We start from the raw sequence: 20,746 nt of genomic DNA on the forward strand, positions 1-20,746 counted from the left end.
TGCCCAGATCCTCATCAGGAGGCATCATGAACAATTGGCCGCGCCTGGCGCTCAACGCCCTCGGGCTGACTCTATCGTTGTCCGGCAGCGCGTATGCGCAACTCGCCGCCGTCGACCCTGGCCCCTACACCTTCGCCACGGGGAAATTCCCCATGTGGTATCAAGACAATAATCAGCTGTCGATGGAGCTGTGTCAGTCCCGGGCCACGAGCTCCCGAGTACCGGTCACGGTGCCGCCATCCTACATGTGCACCCTGCTGCCGGAACCCGGCATCTACGACGACAGCCAGCCGATGGTGTTCCCGGATAACTGGCCGCCGGAAGCCTTCTGGTTCCTCGCCGAAACCTCCATCGCCAACAACGCCGCCGGCTATGGCATGGACGTCTACGTGGCCGGGATCGAAGCGGCATTCGCCTCGGAAAACCCCATCGATGGCGATCAGCAAAGCTTCGCGCGGATTCGCATCCGGGTGAACGTGCCCACCGCCGGGACTTACACCATCACCCACCCCTATGGCGTGGAAACGGTCAACGTCACCACGCCGGGCCGGCGTGCGATCAACATCACCAAAGATGTCGGCATCGGCGCGCCGGGCAATTTCAGCGGCGCCCTGAGCGGTGCCATCGGGCCATTCCTGCGCAGCGTCAACGGCCCTTACACCGAGGTGAACCCGGACACCGGCACCGTCGAAACCTTCGTCGGCGACCCGAACCTTACCGAAGCCGTCACCGGCAGCCCGAACAACACCAACTTCGTGCGCATCACCGGGCCGGCGGGGACCATTCAGACCAACCTCTTCACCCTCGCCGGCAAAGTCCTCGACAACCGTGCGCAAACCCATGTGGAAATGGACCGTGCCACCTACCGGCGCATTCCCTCCGGCACCGGCAGCAGCACCCGGATCGAAGTCTTTGGCAAAGCGGACAACAGCTCGACGCTGTGCTTCCGAGAAACCGTTGCGCTGGTTCCCGGGCCACCGCTTTCGCCGTGCCAGACCAACCTGGTGGGCGACAACAACGGGCTGTTCTTCGGCCAGCATCTGATCACCGGCACGGTGCCTTCGGTTGTCGTGCTCACCGCCACCAACCCGACGGGCACCACTCGCCCCACGGCGGTGTCGAGCAAGGTCACTGACCTGGTGAAAATCCAGACCGCTCGCTACAACTTCAGCAATCAGAGCCTGCTGATCGAGGCCACTTCCACGGATGAAGTGACAGTGCCGGACATGGTCGCTCAGGGTTACGGACGTCTGTCCAAGTCCGGCACCCTGCAACGCCTGACTGTCACCGACCTGCCACAGCCACCGGCCAGCGTCACGGTCAAGTCCGCTGCGGGCGGCAGTGACACCGAACCGGTTGTGGTGGTCGGAACGGCACCGAACAGCGGAGAGAACCAGCCGCCGCTGGCCGTTGCCGACACCGGCAGTACCATCTTCGGGGTGCCGCTGACCCTCAACCTGCTGGCCAACGATAGTGACCCGGACGGCAACGTACCGTTGAGCATCACCGCGCTGACCCAACCGGCCACCGGGCAAGGCACCGTGGCGTTGAGCGGTTCGACCGCCGTGGTCTACACACCGCCAGCCGTGGTCACGGTGCCGCTGACCACGACCTTCACCTACAAGGCTCAAGACGTCAAAGGCCTGGCCTCGGCAACCCCGGCGACCGTGACCATCACCGTGGTGCCTAACCGGCCACCCGTGGCTGTCGCGGACAGCATCGCAACGCTGGGCGTGGCGGTGCCGATCAATGTGCTGCTCAACGACACCGATCCGGAAGGCAACGTGCCGCTGGCCATCGCCAGTTTCACCCAGCCAGCGGCGGGTCGCGGTACCGTCAGCAGCAACGGCACGGTGATCACCTACACCCCACCGGCCACAGTCACGACGGCGTTCACCACGACCTTCACCTACCTCGCCCGAGACAGCCTGGGCGCCGTGTCGACGGCACCGGCGACGGTCACCGTGCAAGTCTCGCCCCGGCCACCGGCAGAAACCTTCACGGTGACCACGGCTACGGTGTCGGCACGTTCCAATAACCGCTTCACCTGGGACTTTGCGGGCACCTCATCGGTGACCACCGGCAACACCATCACCGTCCGGGTCAGCACCCCGACCGGGTTGGCGACCCTGGGCACCGCCACGGTGCCGGTGACCGGTCGCTGGCGGTTGACGGTGAACAACACCACCACGGTGATTCCGTCGGCGAACCCGACCGCCACCATCAACTCGTCCCAAGGCACCGTGCGCACGGTGTCGGTGGTTTCGAACTGAGCCCTCGCCCCATCGACCGCACGGTTGATGGGGCGGGCCTCTGCCCAAAGGACAACACGATGCGAACGTCGATCGCCACCCTGCTCTGCCTGCTTCTGCTCTGCAGCAGCGCGGGCGTGCGCGCCGACGACCTGATGGAGAACGACGACCTGGGCCCCGGCACCGACCTCGGCGAGTTGCCACCGCCGATTGGCCAGCACGCGCTGATCGACCAGAACGGCCAGGCCAACGTGGCGCTGCTGCAACAGAACGGCCAGTCGTTGCTCGGCACCATCGTCCAGTCGGGGAGCAATCAGGAAGCCTACATCCTGCAACAAGGCAGCGACCTGATGGCGATGATCAATCAGCAAGGTTCCGGCAACTCCGCCTCGATCACGCAGACCGGCAGCCAGAACCGCGCGCAGATTTCCCAGAACGGCAACAACAACGACGCCAGCATCGACCAGGCCGGCACGGGGCTTACCAGCGCCGTGAGCCAGTCGGGAAACGGCATGAGCGTTTCGGTCAAACAATACCGCTAAAGCACTGCAACACATGGAGGTTTCACCATGTTCAAACTGACGCCCCTCACCGCCGCCATCCTGGTCATTGTCAGTGCCCAGGCGTTGGCCAACGACAGCCTTTCAACCCAGGACCAGACCGGCACCGCCAACGTCGCCGACGTGAAGCAGACCCTGGCCCCCTTCAGCACCGCCACACAGCAGCAACTCGGCCAGGGCAACGACGCGGCCGCCAAGCAGGACACGGCCACCAGCACCATCGACCAGAACCAGGTGGGCGATTACAACGCCGGTTATGCCGAGCAATTGTTCGAAAACAACAGCACCATCACCCAGCAACAGACCGGCAGTTTCAACACCAGCCACGCCAGCCAGTCGATCGGCGCAGGGGGCGGTGAAGTGCTGCAACAACAGCAAGGCACCGGCAACTTCTCATTCGTCTATCAGGACAGCCAGGACGGCACGACCGGGCAAACCTTCCAGTTCGGTGACAGCAATGAAGCCTACATCGAACAGATCCAGCCCGGCATCGCCAACACCGCGGTGATCATCCAGTACGGCACCACTAACTACGCCACCGCCGAACAGATCAACCACATGGGCGGCCGGATCGACATCAACCAGACAGGCACCAGCAACTATGCCTACGGCGACCAGCGCAATGGCGACGGCGGCAACCTGACCATCAACCAGCTCGGCGACGGTAACGGCACTGAAATCTGGCAGGACGGACAAGTCGGCAGCGGTGCCACCGTCAACCAGACCGGCCTGACCAACGAAACCGTGGTCGACCAGAGCTTCGGCGAAAACAACACCGCACACGTGTTTCAGGTTGGCGACCTCAACGCGATCTACGCCGATCAGTTCGAATCCACTGGCTCGACCATCGCGCTGTACCAGACAGGCACGGGCAACACGCACTTCACCTACCAGACCGGCGAAGGCCATTCACTCACCGCCACTTCGGTGGGTAGCGACAACAAGGTCTACGCCAGCAACTGGAAAGGTCCGCAAAAAGGTGGCCAGTTCGGTAGCAACCAGAGCGCAACCATCACCCAGAACGGCAAGGAAAACATTGCCAACTTCACCCAGGACGGCGTCGGCCACATCATGACCACCCACCAGACCGGCACCGGCAACAAAACCACCGTCAGCCAGGCCGAAAGCTACAACGAGCTGTACTTCGACCAGAACGGCAGCGACAACGTCCTCATCGCCGACCAGCGCGGCACCGCCAACCTGGTCGAGGGCAGCAGCACCGGCATGAACAACAGCACCGCGTTCGACCAGTCCGGCACCGGCAACCTGGCCTCTACCAGCCAGTGGGGCAACGATAACCAGATCACTGTGAAACAGGCTGACACGATGAACGTGGCGTATGTGACCCAGGGCGGTACCGGGAACATTGCCAATGTGGATCAGAGTGGCGTGACGCAGATGGCGACCATTCAACAAGTGGGTATGGATAACCGGGCGACGGTGTTGCAGCAGTAATTGCAGGGGTATAAAAAAAACCGCGGCCCTTGAAGAGGACGCGGTTTTTTTTCCCTGATGTTTGCAGGGCGCGCCGGTCCTTGTAGGAGCTGGCTTGCTAGCGATGGATGCCCAGACATCGCGTTCCTTCAGACAACACGCGTCATCGTTAACGACCATCGCTGGCAAGCCAGCTCCCACAGGGGATTTTTGGTGGGCATGAGATTGGTGTTTAACGCCGATGGCTTTGACAGACTTCAGGTCGGCTATCAGGCCGCCTCGCTTTGGCTTTTGATCTGGCTTTTGATCCTGATCTGCCCCGTCCAGTCAGTCGACATCAATGCTGAATGTCAGTCCGCATTCGCGAGCAAGTCGAATCGTCGCACCGCCGCTCCCACAGGGGATTGTTGACGGGCATGACACTGGTGTGTGTACACCCCCGATGATCTGACGAACATCAGGTCGGCTACCAGGCCGCCTCGCTTTGGCTTTTGATCTGGCTTTTGATCTTGATCTGCCCCGTCGGAAGGCCGAGCGCAGGTTCTGCGCAGTGGGCAACCCGGCAAGGATGCCGGGTTAGCCGCCCCCGGCCATGGATGGCCGATGGCGGCGGGCCCACGGAGCAGGACCGGAGCGAGCCACCGTACGTCAGGGGCGCTGGCGCTTGGTTACTTGGCGCTTTTCCAAGTAACCCGCCGTAAGGGCGGAACCATTGGTAGCCATGACCACAGGAATGGATATGTACACCATCAAAAAACAAGCCGCCTGACGCTCAGCCATCGCTAGCAAGCCAGCTCCTACAGGGGGTCCGGGTACATCAGCAAGAACCAGGTCGGCCCGAAGGCCGCCTCGGTTCACTCCTCTTCAGGCACCTTGTTCTGGGTCAGGTAACGATCGAGCGTCTCACTGCTCTGAGGCGAATTATCCCCCGCCACCTGCCACAAACGCCGCTCGATCCCCTGCGCCAACAGATGCCCCACCGCCGCCTCGATCGCCGACAACACACACAACTGCGCCGGCTCGTTGGTGGTATACCCGACCTCCGCCTCAAGCAACTTCTTGAACTCGATAAACTTGAACACCCCGGCACTACGGCCCACGGAGTAAATTGTTTTGCTGGTCATCACATTGGCCAGCACCTGCCCACTGCGCACATCCACCGCCCGCAGGTTCACCGTGACCTGATCCACCCGATACTCCCGGGAAATATCGATACCCAGGTAACGCGCCCCTTCCCCGCCACTTTTCACATTGGTGTCGTACGCAATAATCCCGCCCTCAAGCATCATGTTCGCGGCTTGCAACGGCGGTAGTTCACCCTGGATATTCAGCGGCGTATTCGGTTTTTTCTGCGAGGCGCGAATGATCTTGCGTTCGGTCAGCAGGTTCTGCAGCCCTTCCCGCTCCAGCACCACAAACCAGCCACTGGCCTGCAACGCATCCATCAGCATGCTCGCCGCCCCCTGGGTTACGCTGGTGGAAAACGAGCTGGCCGGCGTCGGTTTGTACTGGCCGGTCTGATCCCTGAAACCGTACACCACCGCCATCAACCGGCCCTTGGGTCGCGGCATATTGATCAAGTCGTAGTAGGTTGACGCCCTCGGGGTCAGCGTCGGTGTTTCGGTGTCCTGCTCAGCCCCGATCGGCTCGCGCAGACTGCACCCTTGCAACATCGCCAACATCAGCCCCAGCACCATTATTCTTTTCATGTCCTTCCCTCCCCATCAACCCGATCCCGTCAAGGGGCCAGGCCGCTCACCTGGATCTCCGAGATTTCACCGGTCGCTCGGTCAGTCACGACGATGGTCAACTGCCCGGAATCATCGACGACGTTGACGATAAAAGCGTCGGTGGTCAGGCTCCCGGTGTTGCCCGCGGAAATGTTGTCCAGCAACTGCCCGAGCAACCGCGACTGCAACTGACTGGTGAACCGCTCCAGCGCCGAAGTACCGGCCGCGGCGGTGCGTTTTTTCAAGTCGGGATCGTCATAGTCGTTCTGGGCCTGAGCGTTGTTGAGCAGCCAGGTCCCGTTCAACGGGTTGCCGCCAAACGACGGGTTGATGGGCGTATAGACCAGCTCCGTGGCCTGGACCACACAACTGCCGAGCCCGAACAGGCACAGGCCTGCCCATGAAAGCCCGGGGCGCTGCGAGAACGTTTTTGTTTTCATAACTCGTCCCTCTCAAGGTCCGTTGTGTCCTGCAACATGGCTTCCAGCTTGCGCTGGACGATCTGCCCGCGAACCCAGTCGGCGGCGTCATAGGCCTCGTCCTTGAGTTCCACGGTGTTCGGCGGCAGAAAACGCCGGTAAACCAGACGCTGCTGATATTCCACGGTGACCAGGGCGCCCCAGCGCGCCGAAGGTCGTTCGCGCACCACCAGGTTGAAATCCATCGGGCTGGTGGCGCGCAGGCGTTCACTGAATGAGTAGTAAAAGTCGTGGCCGATGTGCGAGATCGTGTCATCGACGATGAACCCCATCATTTCGTCCTCTTCGCCGGCCGCAGCGGCAGCGGACGTCAGCATCAGGATCACGACCCAACAGAATCTGTTCATGGCTGTAACGCCTGGGGCAATTTCGACTGGCCTTTGGCAGACCCGGATGTGCCATCGAGGAAGGATTTCTCGGCCACGAACTGCCAGTCCCTGTAACTGGCCATGCCGGTGAAGTCCGACCACTGCGCGGGGAAATCCGCCTGCTTCAGCGGCTTGTCCGTGGAGGCGCTGTTGAGGCCGGTGATGCGCCCGTCGAAACCACGCATCAAGATCCATTCACCACCGCTGATCGGGTCCGGATACAGCTGCCGAATATGGTGTTTCGGGTTGGGAAAACGCTCGTCCTGCAACAGGTCTTCGAGGTTTTTCGGATACTGCGCCAGCCCTGGCGAACTGCGGTAATAGCTGCGCAATGCCTGGGCGTATTGCGTACCGACCCAGAGCAGCTGGCGTTCACGATCCCGGCGCGAAGCGGTCGACCACAACTCGCCTGCACTGGCCAGGCCCATGCCCATCAGCATGATCAGGAACAGCACGCCCAGGTAAGTGAAACCGCCCTCGCCGAACGGCTTACCACTCGGAATAGAGGCTGCCATCCCGCGCCCTCCCTGTGGCTCCGCTTTTGATATCGGCGACCCCGCCGGGTACGCCGTCCGGCGGTGCGACCATGACCCACAGATCCTTGCGCTCGGCGATCGGGTCCATCGGCGAGTTGCGCAGGTAGCGCTGCTCCACCAGTTGCTCGAGGGAATCGGGATAACGCCCGGTGTCGCCGTAATAGTGATCCAACGCTTCACGCATCGCCGACAGGCTCTGGCGCAGCGTGGTCTCTTTCGAGGCCTCGAGGCTGTTGAAATAGCGTGGCATGGCGATGGTCATCAAGGTCGCGATGATTGCCATGACCACCATCAGTTCCAGCAGGGTAAAACCCTTTTCCCGACGCATAAGCTCACCACTCCCGGTACGCAATACCGTTGAGACCCTTGCCGCGCGCCTTCGAATAAACGTCAAAGACGTCTTGGCCTTCGCGGGGGTTCTGGGCCGTGCTGTCATAGGCGCGCAGCCCCCAGCCGCCTTCGTCGTCGCGCTTGACCGGGGCCAGCGGGTCATGGGGCACGCGGCGCAAAAAATAGAACTTGGCGCCCTTGGCGCTGCGCACATCGCGTACACCGTCCACCAGTACTTTCAGGTTCGGCGGATAGCCGCTGCTGTCCAGCGACTTCTCGATGTAACCGGCGTCGTAGGCGCGTTTGTAGGCGTCGATGGCATCGCGGATCTGGTACAGCGCCGTGCGCAGATCCTGCTCCTTGCCCCGGCGCACCACGGTCTCGGTCAGCGGCGCGGCCATGCCGGCCAACAGCCCGATCAGGGCCAGCGTCACCACGACTTCAATCAGGGTAAAACCACGTTGCGAGGCGCTCATGATCACGGCTTTCCGATCACGACCTGGGGTGCGGTGGCCGCCACCGGCCGGTCGATGTGTTCGTTAGGCATCGACGATTTCATCTGCCGGTCCGGTGCCTGTATGTGCATGCTGGTTTCAGTGCCGGTCGAGAATTCCATGTCCGAGGGGCTCTGGTACGGCAGGTTGCGCACGATTCGCGGCGTGATCGACAGCACCAGTTCCGATTTGCTGACGTTGTCCTTGTTGCTGCCGAACAACCGGCCCAGGCCAGGGATGTCGCCGAGGCCCGGGATCTTGTTGCCGGTGGCGCCATGGTCGTTGCGCATCAGGCCGGCGAGGATCTGGGTTTCGCCATCATGCAGGCGCAGGGTGGTCTGGGCGTTACGGGTATCGACCTGAACCGGAATCGTGCCCTGGCGGGTCGGTTCCAGCGGCGTAGCGTTACTGACTTCCAGGGCGATCTTGATCGCTACTTCGTTGTTCAGGTGCACGGTCGGCTGCACTTCCAGCTTCAGACCGACGTCCAGGTACGTGACGCTTTCAGTGATCACCGGCCCTTGCGTCGACGGCACCGAGGTGGCACTGATGATCGGCACACGCTGACCAATGTGGATGCGCGCCTGCTCGCGGTTACTGACGCGAATCACCGGGCTGGCGAGGGTGTTGATGTCGTTGTCCTGGGCGTTGATCTTGAGCTGGGGCGATGGCGAGATGGTGATCCGGCCGGAGTCGATGCCTTTCAGTTGATTGAGCAACTGCACCGGCGAACCGTCGCTGTTGACCACGCCGAAGGTGTTCGGCCATTGCAGGCCAAGGTCAAGAATCCGCTGGGTGGCGACTTCCATCACCTCCACTTCCAGCACCACTTCCGGGTTTGACTGGTCTTGCGATTGCAGAAGTTTTTCCGCCATGCGGACGGCGTCTTCGGTGTCGCGCATGGTCAAGGTGTTGAGGCGTTCATCGACAAACACGTCGCGGGTCTTGAGCATGGTCTTGATCATGTTCAGTGCGGTGTTGGCATCGATGCTGGTCAGGTAGAAGGTGCGCATCACCAGCTCCTGGTAATCCTTGAGCTTTTGCGGGGAGTCCGGGTAGATCAGCAAGGTGTTTTCGTTCACCACTTTCTGGTGCAACTGGTTCTGTTGCAGCAGCAGTTCCACCGCGTCTTCGATGCGCACGTCCCGCACGAAGATCGTGGCTTTCATGTCAGGGCGCAGGTCCTTGTCGAAGATGAAATTCAACCCCGCGACCTGGGACAGCACTTCGAAAATGGTTTTCAGGTTGGCGTCGCGAAACTCCAGCGTCACCGGCCGGTTCAGGCGCGTACGCAGTTGTGGATACGGGATCACGTTGCGGCTCTGGACCAGGCGGATGCTGCCCTGCAGTTCGAGGGCGCCGTTATTTTGCGGGTCCAGTTCGAGGATCTGTTTGACCTGGCGATCAGCCGCGTAGATGTCGCCACGACGCAGGTCGCCGCGGGCCAACTCGAGTTTTTCGTCCATGCTGCGCATGTACTCGAGTTGGCGCATCGCATCCTGGGCGCGGCGGTTGTTCGGCTCGATGGTCAGTACCCGGCTGTAGTTCACCCGTGCCGAGGCGAAGTCCCGGTGTGCGCGATCATTATCGCCGGCGGTCAGCAATGCAGTAATGGCTTTGGTATGTGCAGTATTCAGGGCCAGATGCAGTTCGGTGTCGCGAGGGTTTTCCCGCAACCCTTCTTCGATGCGCGCCAGGCCAGCTTCGTATTGTCCCTGCTCGATCAGCTCGGACGCTTCCTTGTTGGCGACCCGTGCGGAGCTGCACGCCGCCAGCCCTGCGCAAAGGCAGGCCAGGCTCATCAGCAAACGGCTTCTGTTCATGGCGCGCTCCCCACAGACAAGGTCTGGAACACATGCAAAGGCAGGTAGACGAAGCTCAGTTCCACATCGGAAATGGCTTCGATCCGCCAGGTTTCGTCGATCACATCCCCTTTGCGTACGACGTATATTTTTTCGCCGTTCTGCAAAAACACTTGCAGGTCGGAACGGTCATCCAGCCTCCCGACGAACTGGAAAGGCATCGGCGGTGCGCTGGGGGCTTGCACCACCGGGGTTTCATTGACGGGTTGTTCGATGACGCTGGCGAGGGTCGGCGCCGCTTTCCAGCTGCGGGCGGCGAACAGGTCACCTGCCGGGCTCAAGTCTTTCACCACCGCCGGTTTGCCAGACGCTGGTGCGGCAGGCAGGGCGCCACGGGTTTTGCTGTGGGTCGGGTTGGCGACGACGGCCACGCTGGCATCGTCCTCATCGACCGGCATGAAGTAATCGGGCAACCAGGCCAGCGCCGCCGCGATGCCGAAGAACCCCACCCACCCCGCTACGCGCTTGGTATTCATCATGACCTCGACAGGTAAAGGGTCATGCGGATCCGCCCGGTCAGGTCGGTGTCGGCGATTTTCTTGCGCTGGAACTCCACGTCCTCCACCACCACCGCCGGCAACTGGCCGAGCAAGGCATGCAGAAAGCGCCGCAGTTGCGGGTAGCTGCCGCGCACCGGCAGCAGAATCTGATAGCGGGCCAGATGCGTCTTGGGGTCGATGCCCAGGGCGTATTCACCCCGTGCCAGGGTGATGTGTTCCTGGGCCGCCAGGGCGTAGATCCTGTCGATGGCCACCGTGGCCTGAGGTTGCGAAGGCAACTTGCTGTGGAAGTCGTCGAGCTGACGTTGCGGCACCACCGGGGGGGCGACGCTGCCGTCTTCAACCCTGGCCAGGTAATCGCCGGCTTCGCGGGTCTGCTGGCTGAGCTGTTGCAGCGACTGCCAGTCCGGTAGCAGCCCCGCCAGGCCATAGACCAACGCCAGCACCAGCATCGCCAGCCCCACCAGACCGGGAATGCCCAGGCCTTGCAGGTATTCGTGGACGATCAATCTAGGGATTCGCATCGCCAATCTCCCAGGTAGCCGACAGGTTGAATTGCACCGGGTGCTCCGGCACGTTGGCCACGATTTCGTGGCTGAGCAGCGACACATCGGACAGCTCGTCGCTGGCCTCGAGGTTGCGGTGGAAGTCGAGCATGGCATCCAGGTCTTTGGCCTCGGCGCTGATCCGCACCTGGCCCTTGCGGGCGTCGGGTGTCAGGGTCAGCAAGGCGATGTTTTCGCGAGGCATGGCTTCAAGCATCGCGAACAGGTTTTCCCAGGGCCGGCGCAGTTGCTGGGAGACCTTGCGCATCTCGGCGAGGTTCTGCGCCTGCTCGCGTATTTGCGCCGGGGTCAGGCTGACTTTGTCACCGCTGTCGCCGGTGAGAACGCGCTGGGTGGTTTGCAGATGCCCCTGCTGTTGCGCGGTTTCATCACTGAGGTGCTGCTGAACCAGGACGCAACTCAGGGTCAGCACCACGCCCCCGGCCAACAGGCTCCAGCCCAACGGGCCGGAGCGGCGACGCGGCTGAAAGTCCAGGTTCAGGGCGCGCATTTCAGGCCACCGCCCGGGACATGACGTACAGGCAATCGCGTACGGGTGTCCGGCCTTCTTCAAGGGTGCGCAAGTGCACGTCGGGGACATCGGGCTGCACGTCGATGCGTGCAGGGGCATGCAGGTAGACGTTCAATGGCCGCTCGTTGGTGGAGGCCTGCAATTGGCTTTCGCGGCCGATCAGTGCAGTCAGTGCGGCGTCGCTGTCGCTGCTGCCCACCGAACGCACCGAGGCCCAGCGGCCTTCCCGTGCCAGCAGCAACACACTGCGCACCGGTTCAGCGACCACGAACAGGAAGTTGCCGGTATCGAGGCTTTTGTCGAAATGGTTGAACGCCGCCATCAGGTACGGCTGCACCGTACGCAAGCGCAGGCCACGGGCGCTGACCAGTGTGCGCAGACGCCCCAGCAATTCCTGCGGCAGCGCGCAGGCAATCCGGTCGTAACCCGCCGGTTCTGCCGAGAGCACCAGGCTCCAGGGTTGAGCCGGCGCACCGTAAAGGTCTTCGAAGCACAGCCGGGCAAAGCCGATCAACTCGTCGGGACTGCTGATCTGTTCGCTCCACGGCACCAGGCAAAAGCGGCTGAAGTGCCCGGAAATCACCACGCTCAATTCGGCACCGGCACGGGTGTGGTCGGCCAGCAGATGGTCAAGGGTGTCCAACGCCACCGCCCAGGCGTGAAAGCCTTCGTCGATGAATCCGACGCTGCCCAGCCACAGGGTTTCGCTGCCACGGCGTTGGCCGAGGCCGATACCACTGGCGCCGATGACGGCGACAAAACGATCACGAGACAAAAGTGACACGATTGATCTCCTCAAGCGTGGTCCGCCCCTCTGCAACCAGTTCCAGCGCCGACTCGCGCAGCAGGCGCAAGCCACGTTTGCACGCATGGACCTTGATTTTCGAAATCGGTTGGCGCTCGACGATCATCTGCCGCAGCTCGTCGTCCAGGTGCAGCAGCTCGGCAATCGCCGTGCGCCCGCGATAACCGGTGCCCCGGCAATGGCCGCACCCCTTGCCGTGAACGAAGCGATAGTGATCGACGTTATGCGGATCAAGGCCCGAGGCACGCAATTCATCGTCGGTCGGGTGACTCGGCGCGCTGCACGTGGTGCAGACCAGGCGGATCAAGCGCTGGGCCAGCACGGCATTGAGCGCGGAGACGAGGCTGTAGGGGTCGATTTCCATCTGGGTGAAACGGCCGATGACATCGAACACGTTGTTGGCATGAATGGTGGTGAACACCAGGTGCCCGGTGAGCGCCGATTGCACGGCGATCTGCGCGGTGTCGGGGTCGCGGATTTCACCGACCATGATCTTGTCCGGGTCATGGCGCAGGATCGAGCGCAGCCCCCGGGCGAAGGTCAGGCCTTTCTTCTCGTTGACCGGTATTTGCAGCACGCCCGGCAACTGGTATTCCACCGGGTCTTCAATGGTGATGATCTTGTCCACGCCGTGGTTGATCTCGGTGATCATCGCGTACAGCGTGGTGGTCTTGCCGCTGCCGGTGGGGCCGGTCACCAGCACCATGCCGTAGGGTTCGGCGGCCAGCCTGCGCAGCTGCCGCAGGGTTTCGTCTTCAAAGCCCAGCGCTTGCAACTGGACGCCGCAGACCTTGTCCGCCAAGTCCTGTTTGTCGAGCACCCGCAGCACCGCGTCTTCGCCGAAAATGCTCGGCATGATCGAGACCCGGAAGTCGATCTGCCGGCCACTGATGCCAATCTTGAAGCGACCGTCCTGAGGTACGCGTTTCTCGCCAATGTCCAGTTCGGCCATGACCTTGACCCGGGAAATCACCTGTTCGGCAAACTCGCTGCCCTGGATCTTGCTGATGTTGTTGAGCACGCCGTCGATGCGGTACTTGATCACCAGACCGCTGCCGGTGGTGCCCAGATGAATATCGCTGGCGTGCATTTTCAAGGCGTCGTACAAGGTCGAGTTGACCAGTTTGACGACGACGCTGGCGTCTTCGCTGATGCTGGTCAGGGACAGGCTTTGCAGGGTATCGACTTCGATGTTGGCGTCAGCCTGGGCGTTGAGCGATTCCACCGCGTGGAAGCTCTCTTCGTGGCGCGCCAGATACGCCTTCAGGTCGTCGGCATGCACCAGGTACAGCGGCGCGCCGTGCAGACAGTCATCGATCCAGGCCAGACGGGCCGGGTCGAACGGATCGGCAAACACACCGATGACCGCATCGTCGTGACGCAGCAGGATGAATTCGCGCTTGAGGCATTGGGCCAGGGTGACCCGGTCGAACACCGGGGTGGCCTTGAACAGGCTGTCGGTCTCGAGCACCGGGTAATGCAGGGTTGCGCCGAGGCGCTGGATGAAGGGCATGGGGGCCAGTTCGCACAACACCCCAAGGGCTTCAAGCATACGTTCGCCGGAACTGGCGGCCAGCGATCGTGCCTGGGACAGTTGCTCACTGGAAAAGCGAGACGGTTCACATTCCGACTGCGCCGGTTCGACGGCAAGGGATAGACGATCCATGGCTTGCTCTCCAACGCCGGGGGCTTTGAGCCCTGTCGACGCGGCGAGCAATTACGGCGATCACCGGAACGGCTTGTCGCGCCACTACTCCCCGGTGAGCAATTGTTCGTCGTCCGGTGCCCTGGAGGTCGATGAATTTCGTCGACGATCCGCCAGCACCCAACTGCCATCGTACAACTGCAGCGGGAAACTCTCGGTCTTGCTCTGGCGTCGCTCGACAAAACCTTCGGACCGGCTCATGCCCGCCTTGAGTCCGCGCTCCATGCCCAGAAGGTCACAGACTGCACGGGCCAGCTCCGCCAATGGAAACGGTTTGAACAGGATATGGCTGACTCCCAGTTGCCGGGCCCGCTCACAGACTTCAGCGGTTGGGTGCCCGGTAATCAGCACAAAATGACACTTCCTGTTCTGGCGGATGGCACCGAGCACTTCGAAGCCTTCCATATCGGGCAAGCGGTAATCGAACACCATCACATCGGGTGCAAACTGTTCGGCTTCACCGATACCCGTCGCACCGTCATGTGCAATCCGGACGTCCAGTTCTTGCGCCTGAAGGTAATCCTTGAGGTTTTCGGCAAGAAGCTCTTCGTCTTCGACAACCAGTACTTTGTTTAACAAGGTGGACTCCTTGAAACCGCAGGTCCGAGTTCCGAGCCTGACGGAGTGCGCGCCTTACTGAGGCTAACGCACACTTCATGCCAGGCTGAGCACCGGCTGATTTACCGCTGCATGTAATTGATATCCATGGAAAAGCCTTTTCGTTCGGGCAACCCTCGCCCCCAAAGGCGGGGAAGCACACGGCGTTGCGCTGAAGCTTTCCCCACTATTGGGGGGGGAACCTTCAGTCATCGTCAATCCGTTCGATTCGATTGCGCGATCGCAACTGCGCCAGAACCCGAAGACGGACCTCGACCTGTTGTTGTCGGGAAAGGTACGCCCGAACCCGTTCAAGTCCCTGTTGCTCTGAGACATCGGCCGCCTCCAAGTGGTTCTGTACGTAGATCAAGTGCCAGCCCAGCGGTGTGCGAACAGGTTCACTGACCGTACCCGGCGCCAGGGCAAAGGCTGCCGTTTCAAACGCGGGCAGCATTCGTCCACGAGGAAAATAACCCAGATCTCCACCTTCGCTCGCGGACGCATCTTCCGAACCGGTCCGGGCCACGCTGGCAAAGTCGGCGCCCTGGCTGATTTTCACTTGCAGCTCGAGCAAGCGTAGCCGGGCCGCTTCGACAGTGGCGGCATCGGCATCCTGAGGCACCTTGATCAGGATGTGCCGCGCCTGCACTGCTTCGGGCCGACGCATCTCGGCGCGGTGTTCTTCATAGAATGCCCGGACCTGTTTTTCGTCCGGTCCATCGACGGTGGTCAGGTCGGCAAACACCTGCCGGGCCGCGAGCTCACGGCGGGTGTATTCGACAAAACCGGCCTCGTCGAAACCGGCATCCTCCAGACGACGAGCGAATTTCTCGGCACCGCCAATGGCCTGCCGGGTCTGTTCAACCTGGCTTTGCACCGCGGCATCGCTGATCACCACCCCACGCCTGAGCGCTTCCTGCCACAGCAACTCGCGGTCGATCAACGCATCCAGCGCCTTCTGGCGCAATTGCTTGTACGCCGCGGGATTGCGAATGCTGCCCAGCGCCCGGCCCTGATCCTCCAGGTACTCGGCGAAGTAACGCTCAAGGCGAAACTCGGAAATCTCCTCGCCATTGACCCGCGCGGCCACTGGACCATTGCTGCCAAATGCCGCGGGCAACCACAGGATCAGCACGATCAACAGGGTCTTGAGCTTCATGATCGAGGCCTCCGGTCAGGGTGTCGCGGTAATGGGCTTGTAAGGCGCGACCAGGTAGAAGCGCTGGTCGGGCAAGTCCACGGTGACGATATGCGCGCCGTTCAGGCCCAGGCGTCGGCCCGGTCCGAAGCTGAGGCGCGGTGTCAGTCCGGTATCGAAGTCATGCAGGCCTTCCAGCGCATTGATCAGCTTCTCGCGGCTGGCGTCGCGACCGGCCTGCTTCATGCCGTCACTGAGCAGCAGCATCGAACTGAACGCGCCGACTTGCAGCACCGCGTGCTGGCCGCCAAGCCCCTGCTGTTCGCGCAGTTGGGTCAGGGCCAGGCGTCCGGCCAGGGTCCAGTCGCTGGGCACGAACGGATAGGACAGGAACACCCGCCGGGAAAAACCGTTGGGCACTTGTAAAAGGTCACCCGCCACCTGATTCGACATGGCGAACAGGTACGGAACCTGCCCCGCCGTCTGCAACCGCTCGGCGAGGTGGCTGAAATCACTGCCGCAGCCCAGGTAAAACACTGAGCGCGAACCCAGCGGCAGTTCGTCCTGTGCCGAGTCGTAGGCCTTGAGGCTGACATTTTGCCAGGCGTGATCTTGCAGGTACTGACTGAGGGTCTGCGCTGCCAGTCGTTGACCGGGATCTTCGGTGTAGGTAATCAGCGTGGGGCCCTGGAGTACGCGCAAACTGGCGGAGGCGTAATCGGCCAGGGCGATCAGTTGTTCGCGCGCCCCCGGCATCGGTTCGAAAATCTGCCGACTGCTCTGCGCCGTGCCCTGCAACGAAAGTGGGCCAATCAGCGGAATGCCCGCCTGCTCCAGACGCGAAACCAGTTGCGTGTCGAGTGCCGGTGCCAGCGGCGCGATCAGGGCAAACACCTGCTCCTGATCGATCAACTGATCCAGCGCCCGCTCGGCACTGATACGGTCCGGCCCCGGATCGAGGATTGTCAGGCGCAACTGCCGACCATGAATCCCCCCCGCCTTGTTGATTCGCGCCACGCTGCCGTTGAGCACCGCGGCCACCGTCGCGCCCTCCTCGGCCAACGCTCCCTGACTGGGCAACAGCGTGCCCACATGCAGGCTGTCAGGCGTCAAGCCGGGGTCGCGCTCATCGGCCAGGCGTTTGAGGTAGGCCGTGAGGTTGCGCTGATCTTTCATCGAGAGCACGAACCGCGGCATCGCCGGGTCGAGGTGATTGTTACCGGGATCACGGCCCTCCTGGATCGCCCGCGCCAGGGTGCCTTCGGTGTACGCCGGGTAGTTGCGGCCATTGATTTGCCGTTGGCCGTAGGTGCTGGTCAGACGCGACCAGCTCAGTTCCGGCGGTCGCACCCCGCCCTCGGGCCGGCCCAGACCGTCGGTGCCGTGGCAATTGGCGCACGGCAGGCTGGTGGCTGGCAGCAGCATGCCCGCCGCCCCGACCCGGGCCATGATCGGCTCGCCGCTACTCGACACACCCTCGCGGTACAACCGTTTACCGGCGCTTTCCTCAGGGCTCAAGGGCAACGTATCGGCGATGCAATGAAGGCTGCTGGTCAGGAGCAGGCCGAGGATCAGGGAGGTTTTCATGGCGCGGTCTCAGCGACCGGCCACGGGCATTGTCAGCAATTGCAAGCGCTGGGCAATGGCGGCGGCCGGAGCATCGGGCCGGATTTTGCTCCAGCGTTTGTTGGCCACGTCACCTACGATCAGCTGTGTTGAATGTTGCTCGGGGGTCGGCACGATCTGGCCGATACGGCCGAGTACAAGGTCCATTTGCGCCTTGTCGCCGGTGAGAAAAAGCCAGTGGGGGCCATCGACGCCCTGCTTCAAGGTGTAAGCCTTGAGTACCGCCGGGGTGTCCCGCAGCGGATCACTGGTAAGGGAGATAAAAGTGATGCTGTTCGCCTTGTCGCCCAGCAACTCACGCACTTCCTTGAGCTTGCGGGTGATCAGCGGGCAGGCATCGTTGCAACGCGTGAAAATCACATTCAGCAGCACGACGCGGTTGTGCAACACATCGCTGTAGAAGCGCAGGGTCTCGCCGTTCTGGTCCTGCAACGGCGTATCGGTGAACCAGGTTTTCGCATCCCGCGTACCGCTCGCCGGTTGTGCGGCAGCCATCGCTGGAGCGGGTTCCTCGTGCCCTTCATGAGCAAATGCCATCGCACTGAAAATCAAGAAGCACGCCATCAGGGTGATCCAGTCGAGGGGTCTCATGGCTGCTGCTCCATGGCGATGGCGGTGTGCTTGGCATGGGCATTGCGCTGGCCACTGAGCTTTTCCACTTCACGGGTCAGCACGACGGGGTCGGTGAAACCGTAATAGCGCGTCCAGTGGCGGCTGTTGCCGTCGCCGACGAGGATCAGCGGTTGATGGTTTTTGAAGTCACCGCTGAAGGTGCCGAGGCCTTTGAGGGTGGCGTTGATCGATTGCGAGCTCCCCGTCAGCCAGCTCCAGCCCGGACCGTTCTGAAAGGTGCGGGCGTAATCGTTCAGGCGCCTGGCGTCATCGCGCTGCGGATCGATGCTGATCGACACCAGCTGCACCTCGCTGCCCACCCGTGCACCCAGCTTTTTCTGCACTTTGCCCATGATCGACGACACCACCGGGCACACCGTGGTGCAGTTGGTGTAGATGAAACTCATGACCACGATTTTGTTGGTCACCAGGTCTTTTTCCAGACGCACCGGTTGGCCGTTCTGGTCCACCAGCGTCACGTCGGCGAATTTGACCTGGGCACTTTCCGAGCTGGTGCTTTTGGCTGGCATATCGTGCCCGGCGTGTTCATCCGCCGAGTGCGCCAGGGCTTGCCCGATACCGGCGGCCAACAGGTAGAACGTCAGCAGTCCACGGCGTGCGAATCGGTTCATGTCGACTTCCTCTTCAGTGGGCATCGCCGGGCAAGACCCGAACGCTGGCAAAAGTCTTGTCGTCGAAATTCGCGCCAAGGGACGCGGCCCGTACGTACAGGTACCAGGCGCCGTGCAGGTCGAGGGTCACCGGCGCTTCATAGATACCGTTGCCCACTTCGAACGCGGCGACTTCCCGAGCCCGCGACGTCGGGGCGCGGAAGTAGCGCACCTGAACATCCTTCACGCCGCTGCGCTGAGCCTTCTGTTGGCCTTGAACGATGCGAAATCGCACGGTGTATGGACGGTCGAGGAGCGCTGTGGACTTGTCGAGCATGAACTCGACTTTCGGCACGCCAGGGTGCCGGGTGAGGCTTTTGTCCGGTTCAACCAGCGCGGTGAAGCAATGGATGATGTTGGGTTGATTGAGCAGGAACGCCACATCGAAACGCCCGGCGTTTGGCAGTTTGATCCGCGCGCCGTACAGCCCCGGCTCGACTTCTCGCAGGCTGTGATCGATGACCATGGCCGCCCGCGCCACCTGCCCGCGATTGGGGTAGCCGGACATCGGCGCGTTCATGCCTTCGGCGTAGTAATAGGTGGTGTTGTCCACCGGATTGACCACGAACACTGCGTTGTCGTCCCGCGACACCGCGAGGCTCGACGCCAGCGGTAAATCGCCAGCCAGCCGTGGCGCCTGCGGCCCGGCTTCGAAACCCTGGCTGATCGGCGTGCGGCCCTCGCCCAGCGACGACAGGTTGACCATTGTCACCTTGGGCGACGCCAGTCCGCGCACGTAGGCGTAGGCCTTGGTGAACACCACCTGGTAGGGTTCGGCGGACACGTCCAGTTCATGGATCAGCGAATCGGTGGCGGCGTCGATCACGGCAACCTGGTTCTCCAGCGTGTTGAGCACGACGCCGAAACGGCCGTCAGCGCTGAAACCCATCGGGCCCAGGCCCTGTTTGATTTTGATCACCCGGCGCACGTCGAGGCTGGCGCCATCGACCACGGTGATGGTGCCGTCCTTGCCGTCAGCGACATACGCCGCCTGGGACAGCGGCGAGTACGCCACCGACAACGGGTTCGAACCGGTCTTGAGTTGCTTGCGGATGATCAGGCTGGCGATGTCGATGATGCTCAGCGTGCCGTCATCGCGGTTGCTGACGAAGGCGTAACGGCTGTCCTTGCTGAAGGCGATTTCGTGATGCCCGCGGCCGGTCGCCAGCTGTTTCAGAGGTTTCAGGCTTTGACTGTCGATTACCGTGACCCCGGACGCTTCAGCTTTCGCGGCATTGTTGCCGACCCACAGCAGGCGCTCGTCGGGTTGCAAGGCCAGGCGCACGGGCTGGCTTCCAGCGCTGACCGAATCGATCAGCTTGAATTGCTCGCTGTCGATCACCGCCACTTCGCCGGCCGTGGGCATGGAGATGAACACGCGTTTGTTGTCCTTGCGGGTGACCCAATCCATCGGCGGCTGCTTGATGTCGATGCGCCCCAAGGTGCTGGTGATGCCACCCACCGAGACCGACGGATCGACCACCGAGACGCTCGCATCGCGGTTCATCACCAGCAGGAAGTAGCTGTTCAGGTCGAGCAACGGTCGCGCGCCGATGCTCGATTTAAGGAACACCCCAACCCGGGATTTGCAGCTCCGTTCACGGCCCTGAGCCTGATCGGCGGCGACGGTTTCCGGGTCCATCCACGCTCCGGGATTGACGCCTGAAAGGGGTTGGCCCGACGTGCTGTCGCTGACCCGGAAGAGCACGTCGGCAAACTCGCCTTCGCGCAACACGCCGTCCTCGGCCAATGGCCGCAGGTCCAGCTCTACCGATACACCGTCGCGTTCAAGCTTCTGGCTGCTCCAGGTATCGGGCAGCTCCACCTCGCTGAGCAGGGCCGCCGGTGTCGTGCGCCAGACGCCGATCCAGATCAGCGCAATCCCGACAATCGACGCACAACTGGCAATTATTATTGTTCTGTTCATCAAATTTGACCCCATCAGATCACTGCCAGAACCCCGCTGAATC

General features: G+C 62.1%; 21 protein-coding genes. 3 read left to right on the forward strand and 18 right to left on the reverse strand.

Features of this window, described 5'->3' with window-relative positions:
- Positions 1–26: 26 nt before the first annotated feature.
- Genes FBY04_RS24815 through FBY04_RS24825 form a run of 3 tightly spaced genes read left to right on the forward strand, consistent with a single transcriptional unit; the run spans position 27 to position 4,267 of the window.
- The gene (locus tag FBY04_RS24815) at positions 27–2,273 is read left to right on the forward strand and encodes an Ig-like domain-containing protein (RefSeq protein WP_145317586.1); all 2,247 of its coding nucleotides are present in this window, start codon (positions 27–29) and stop codon (positions 2,271–2,273) included.
- Between the two features lie 59 nt (positions 2,274–2,332).
- A complete protein-coding gene (locus tag FBY04_RS24820; protein ID WP_145317589.1) occupies positions 2,333–2,794 on the forward strand; it encodes a curlin in 462 nt (153 codons plus the stop codon).
- A 27-nt stretch (positions 2,795–2,821) separates the two neighbouring features.
- The gene (locus FBY04_RS24825; protein WP_145317592.1) at positions 2,822–4,267 is read left to right on the forward strand and encodes a curlin; all 1,446 of its coding nucleotides are present in this window, start codon (positions 2,822–2,824) and stop codon (positions 4,265–4,267) included.
- A gap of 833 nt (positions 4,268–5,100) precedes the next feature.
- On the opposite strand, the gene FBY04_RS24830 is transcribed toward FBY04_RS24825, so the two are convergent.
- The 18 genes from FBY04_RS24830 to FBY04_RS24915 form a co-directional block, all read right to left on the reverse strand.
- Complete coding sequence (locus tag FBY04_RS24830; protein WP_084322041.1) at positions 5,101–5,955, reverse strand: CsgG/HfaB family protein; 855 nt, start codon at positions 5,953–5,955, stop codon at positions 5,101–5,103.
- A 29-nt stretch (positions 5,956–5,984) separates the two neighbouring features.
- Positions 5,985–6,416, reverse strand: coding sequence for a curli assembly protein CsgF (locus tag FBY04_RS24835; RefSeq protein WP_145317596.1), 432 nt, complete (start codon positions 6,414–6,416; stop codon positions 5,985–5,987).
- Positions 6,413–6,802: a curli production assembly/transport protein CsgE gene (gene csgE / locus FBY04_RS24840; RefSeq protein ID WP_145317599.1), complete on the reverse strand. Its 390-nt coding sequence runs from the start codon at positions 6,800–6,802 to the stop codon at positions 6,413–6,415. The genes FBY04_RS24835 and csgE overlap by 4 nt, the downstream gene beginning before the upstream one ends.
- A complete protein-coding gene (locus FBY04_RS24845) occupies positions 6,799–7,338 on the reverse strand; it encodes a type II secretion system protein (RefSeq protein WP_145317602.1) in 540 nt (179 codons plus the stop codon). Before FBY04_RS24845 ends, csgE begins: the two co-directional genes overlap by 4 nt.
- Positions 7,313–7,687, reverse strand: a complete 375-nt coding sequence (locus FBY04_RS24850; RefSeq protein WP_084322037.1) for a type II secretion system protein — start codon at positions 7,685–7,687, stop codon at positions 7,313–7,315. Before FBY04_RS24850 ends, FBY04_RS24845 begins: the two co-directional genes overlap by 26 nt.
- A 4-nt stretch (positions 7,688–7,691) precedes the next feature.
- On the reverse strand, positions 7,692–8,165 hold the full coding sequence (locus FBY04_RS24855; RefSeq protein ID WP_084322036.1) for a type II secretion system protein: 474 nt from the start codon (positions 8,163–8,165) through the stop codon (positions 7,692–7,694).
- A gap of 2 nt (positions 8,166–8,167) precedes the next feature.
- The gene (locus FBY04_RS24860; protein WP_145317606.1) at positions 8,168–10,006 is read right to left on the reverse strand and encodes a secretin N-terminal domain-containing protein; all 1,839 of its coding nucleotides are present in this window, start codon (positions 10,004–10,006) and stop codon (positions 8,168–8,170) included.
- Positions 10,003–10,521 (reverse strand): hypothetical protein, encoded by a 519-nt coding sequence (locus FBY04_RS24865; RefSeq protein WP_145317609.1) that lies wholly within the window; start codon positions 10,519–10,521, stop codon positions 10,003–10,005. The genes FBY04_RS24860 and FBY04_RS24865 overlap by 4 nt, the downstream gene beginning before the upstream one ends.
- Positions 10,521–11,069, reverse strand: a complete 549-nt coding sequence (locus FBY04_RS24870; RefSeq protein WP_084322033.1) for a GspMb/PilO family protein — start codon at positions 11,067–11,069, stop codon at positions 10,521–10,523. Before FBY04_RS24870 ends, FBY04_RS24865 begins: the two co-directional genes overlap by 1 nt.
- Complete coding sequence (locus FBY04_RS24875) at positions 11,056–11,601, reverse strand: PilN domain-containing protein (protein WP_145317612.1); 546 nt, start codon at positions 11,599–11,601, stop codon at positions 11,056–11,058. The genes FBY04_RS24870 and FBY04_RS24875 overlap by 14 nt, the downstream gene beginning before the upstream one ends.
- Before the next feature lies 1 nt (position 11,602).
- A complete protein-coding gene (locus tag FBY04_RS24880) occupies positions 11,603–12,406 on the reverse strand; it encodes a hypothetical protein (protein WP_145317615.1) in 804 nt (267 codons plus the stop codon).
- Positions 12,387–14,093 carry a GspE/PulE family protein gene (locus FBY04_RS24885; protein ID WP_084322030.1) on the reverse strand — a complete coding sequence of 569 codons (1,707 nt, stop codon included), beginning with the start codon at positions 14,091–14,093 and terminating at the stop codon, positions 12,387–12,389. The genes FBY04_RS24880 and FBY04_RS24885 overlap by 20 nt, the downstream gene beginning before the upstream one ends.
- Positions 14,094–14,177: 84 nt before the next feature.
- Positions 14,178–14,711, reverse strand: coding sequence for a response regulator (locus tag FBY04_RS24890; RefSeq protein WP_084322029.1), 534 nt, complete (start codon positions 14,709–14,711; stop codon positions 14,178–14,180).
- A 223-nt stretch (positions 14,712–14,934) separates the two neighbouring features.
- The gene (locus FBY04_RS24895; RefSeq protein ID WP_145317618.1) at positions 14,935–15,888 is read right to left on the reverse strand and encodes a peptidylprolyl isomerase; all 954 of its coding nucleotides are present in this window, start codon (positions 15,886–15,888) and stop codon (positions 14,935–14,937) included.
- Between the two features lie 15 nt (positions 15,889–15,903).
- Complete coding sequence (locus FBY04_RS24900; RefSeq protein WP_145317621.1) at positions 15,904–17,454, reverse strand: ABC transporter substrate-binding protein; 1,551 nt, start codon at positions 17,452–17,454, stop codon at positions 15,904–15,906.
- Positions 17,455–17,463: 9 nt separating this feature from the next.
- Positions 17,464–18,084 (reverse strand): SCO family protein, encoded by a 621-nt coding sequence (locus FBY04_RS24905; protein ID WP_145317624.1) that lies wholly within the window; start codon positions 18,082–18,084, stop codon positions 17,464–17,466.
- Positions 18,081–18,737, reverse strand: a complete 657-nt coding sequence (locus FBY04_RS24910) for an SCO family protein (protein WP_145317628.1) — start codon at positions 18,735–18,737, stop codon at positions 18,081–18,083. Before FBY04_RS24910 ends, FBY04_RS24905 begins: the two co-directional genes overlap by 4 nt.
- A gap of 13 nt (positions 18,738–18,750) precedes the next feature.
- Positions 18,751–20,703 carry a YncE family protein gene (locus FBY04_RS24915; RefSeq protein WP_145317631.1) on the reverse strand — a complete coding sequence of 651 codons (1,953 nt, stop codon included), beginning with the start codon at positions 20,701–20,703 and terminating at the stop codon, positions 18,751–18,753.
- Positions 20,704–20,746 lie beyond the last annotated feature (43 nt).

Source organism: Pseudomonas sp. SJZ080, from assembly GCF_007828295.1.
Classification (GTDB): Bacteria; Pseudomonadota; Gammaproteobacteria; order Pseudomonadales; family Pseudomonadaceae; genus Aquipseudomonas; species Aquipseudomonas migulae_A.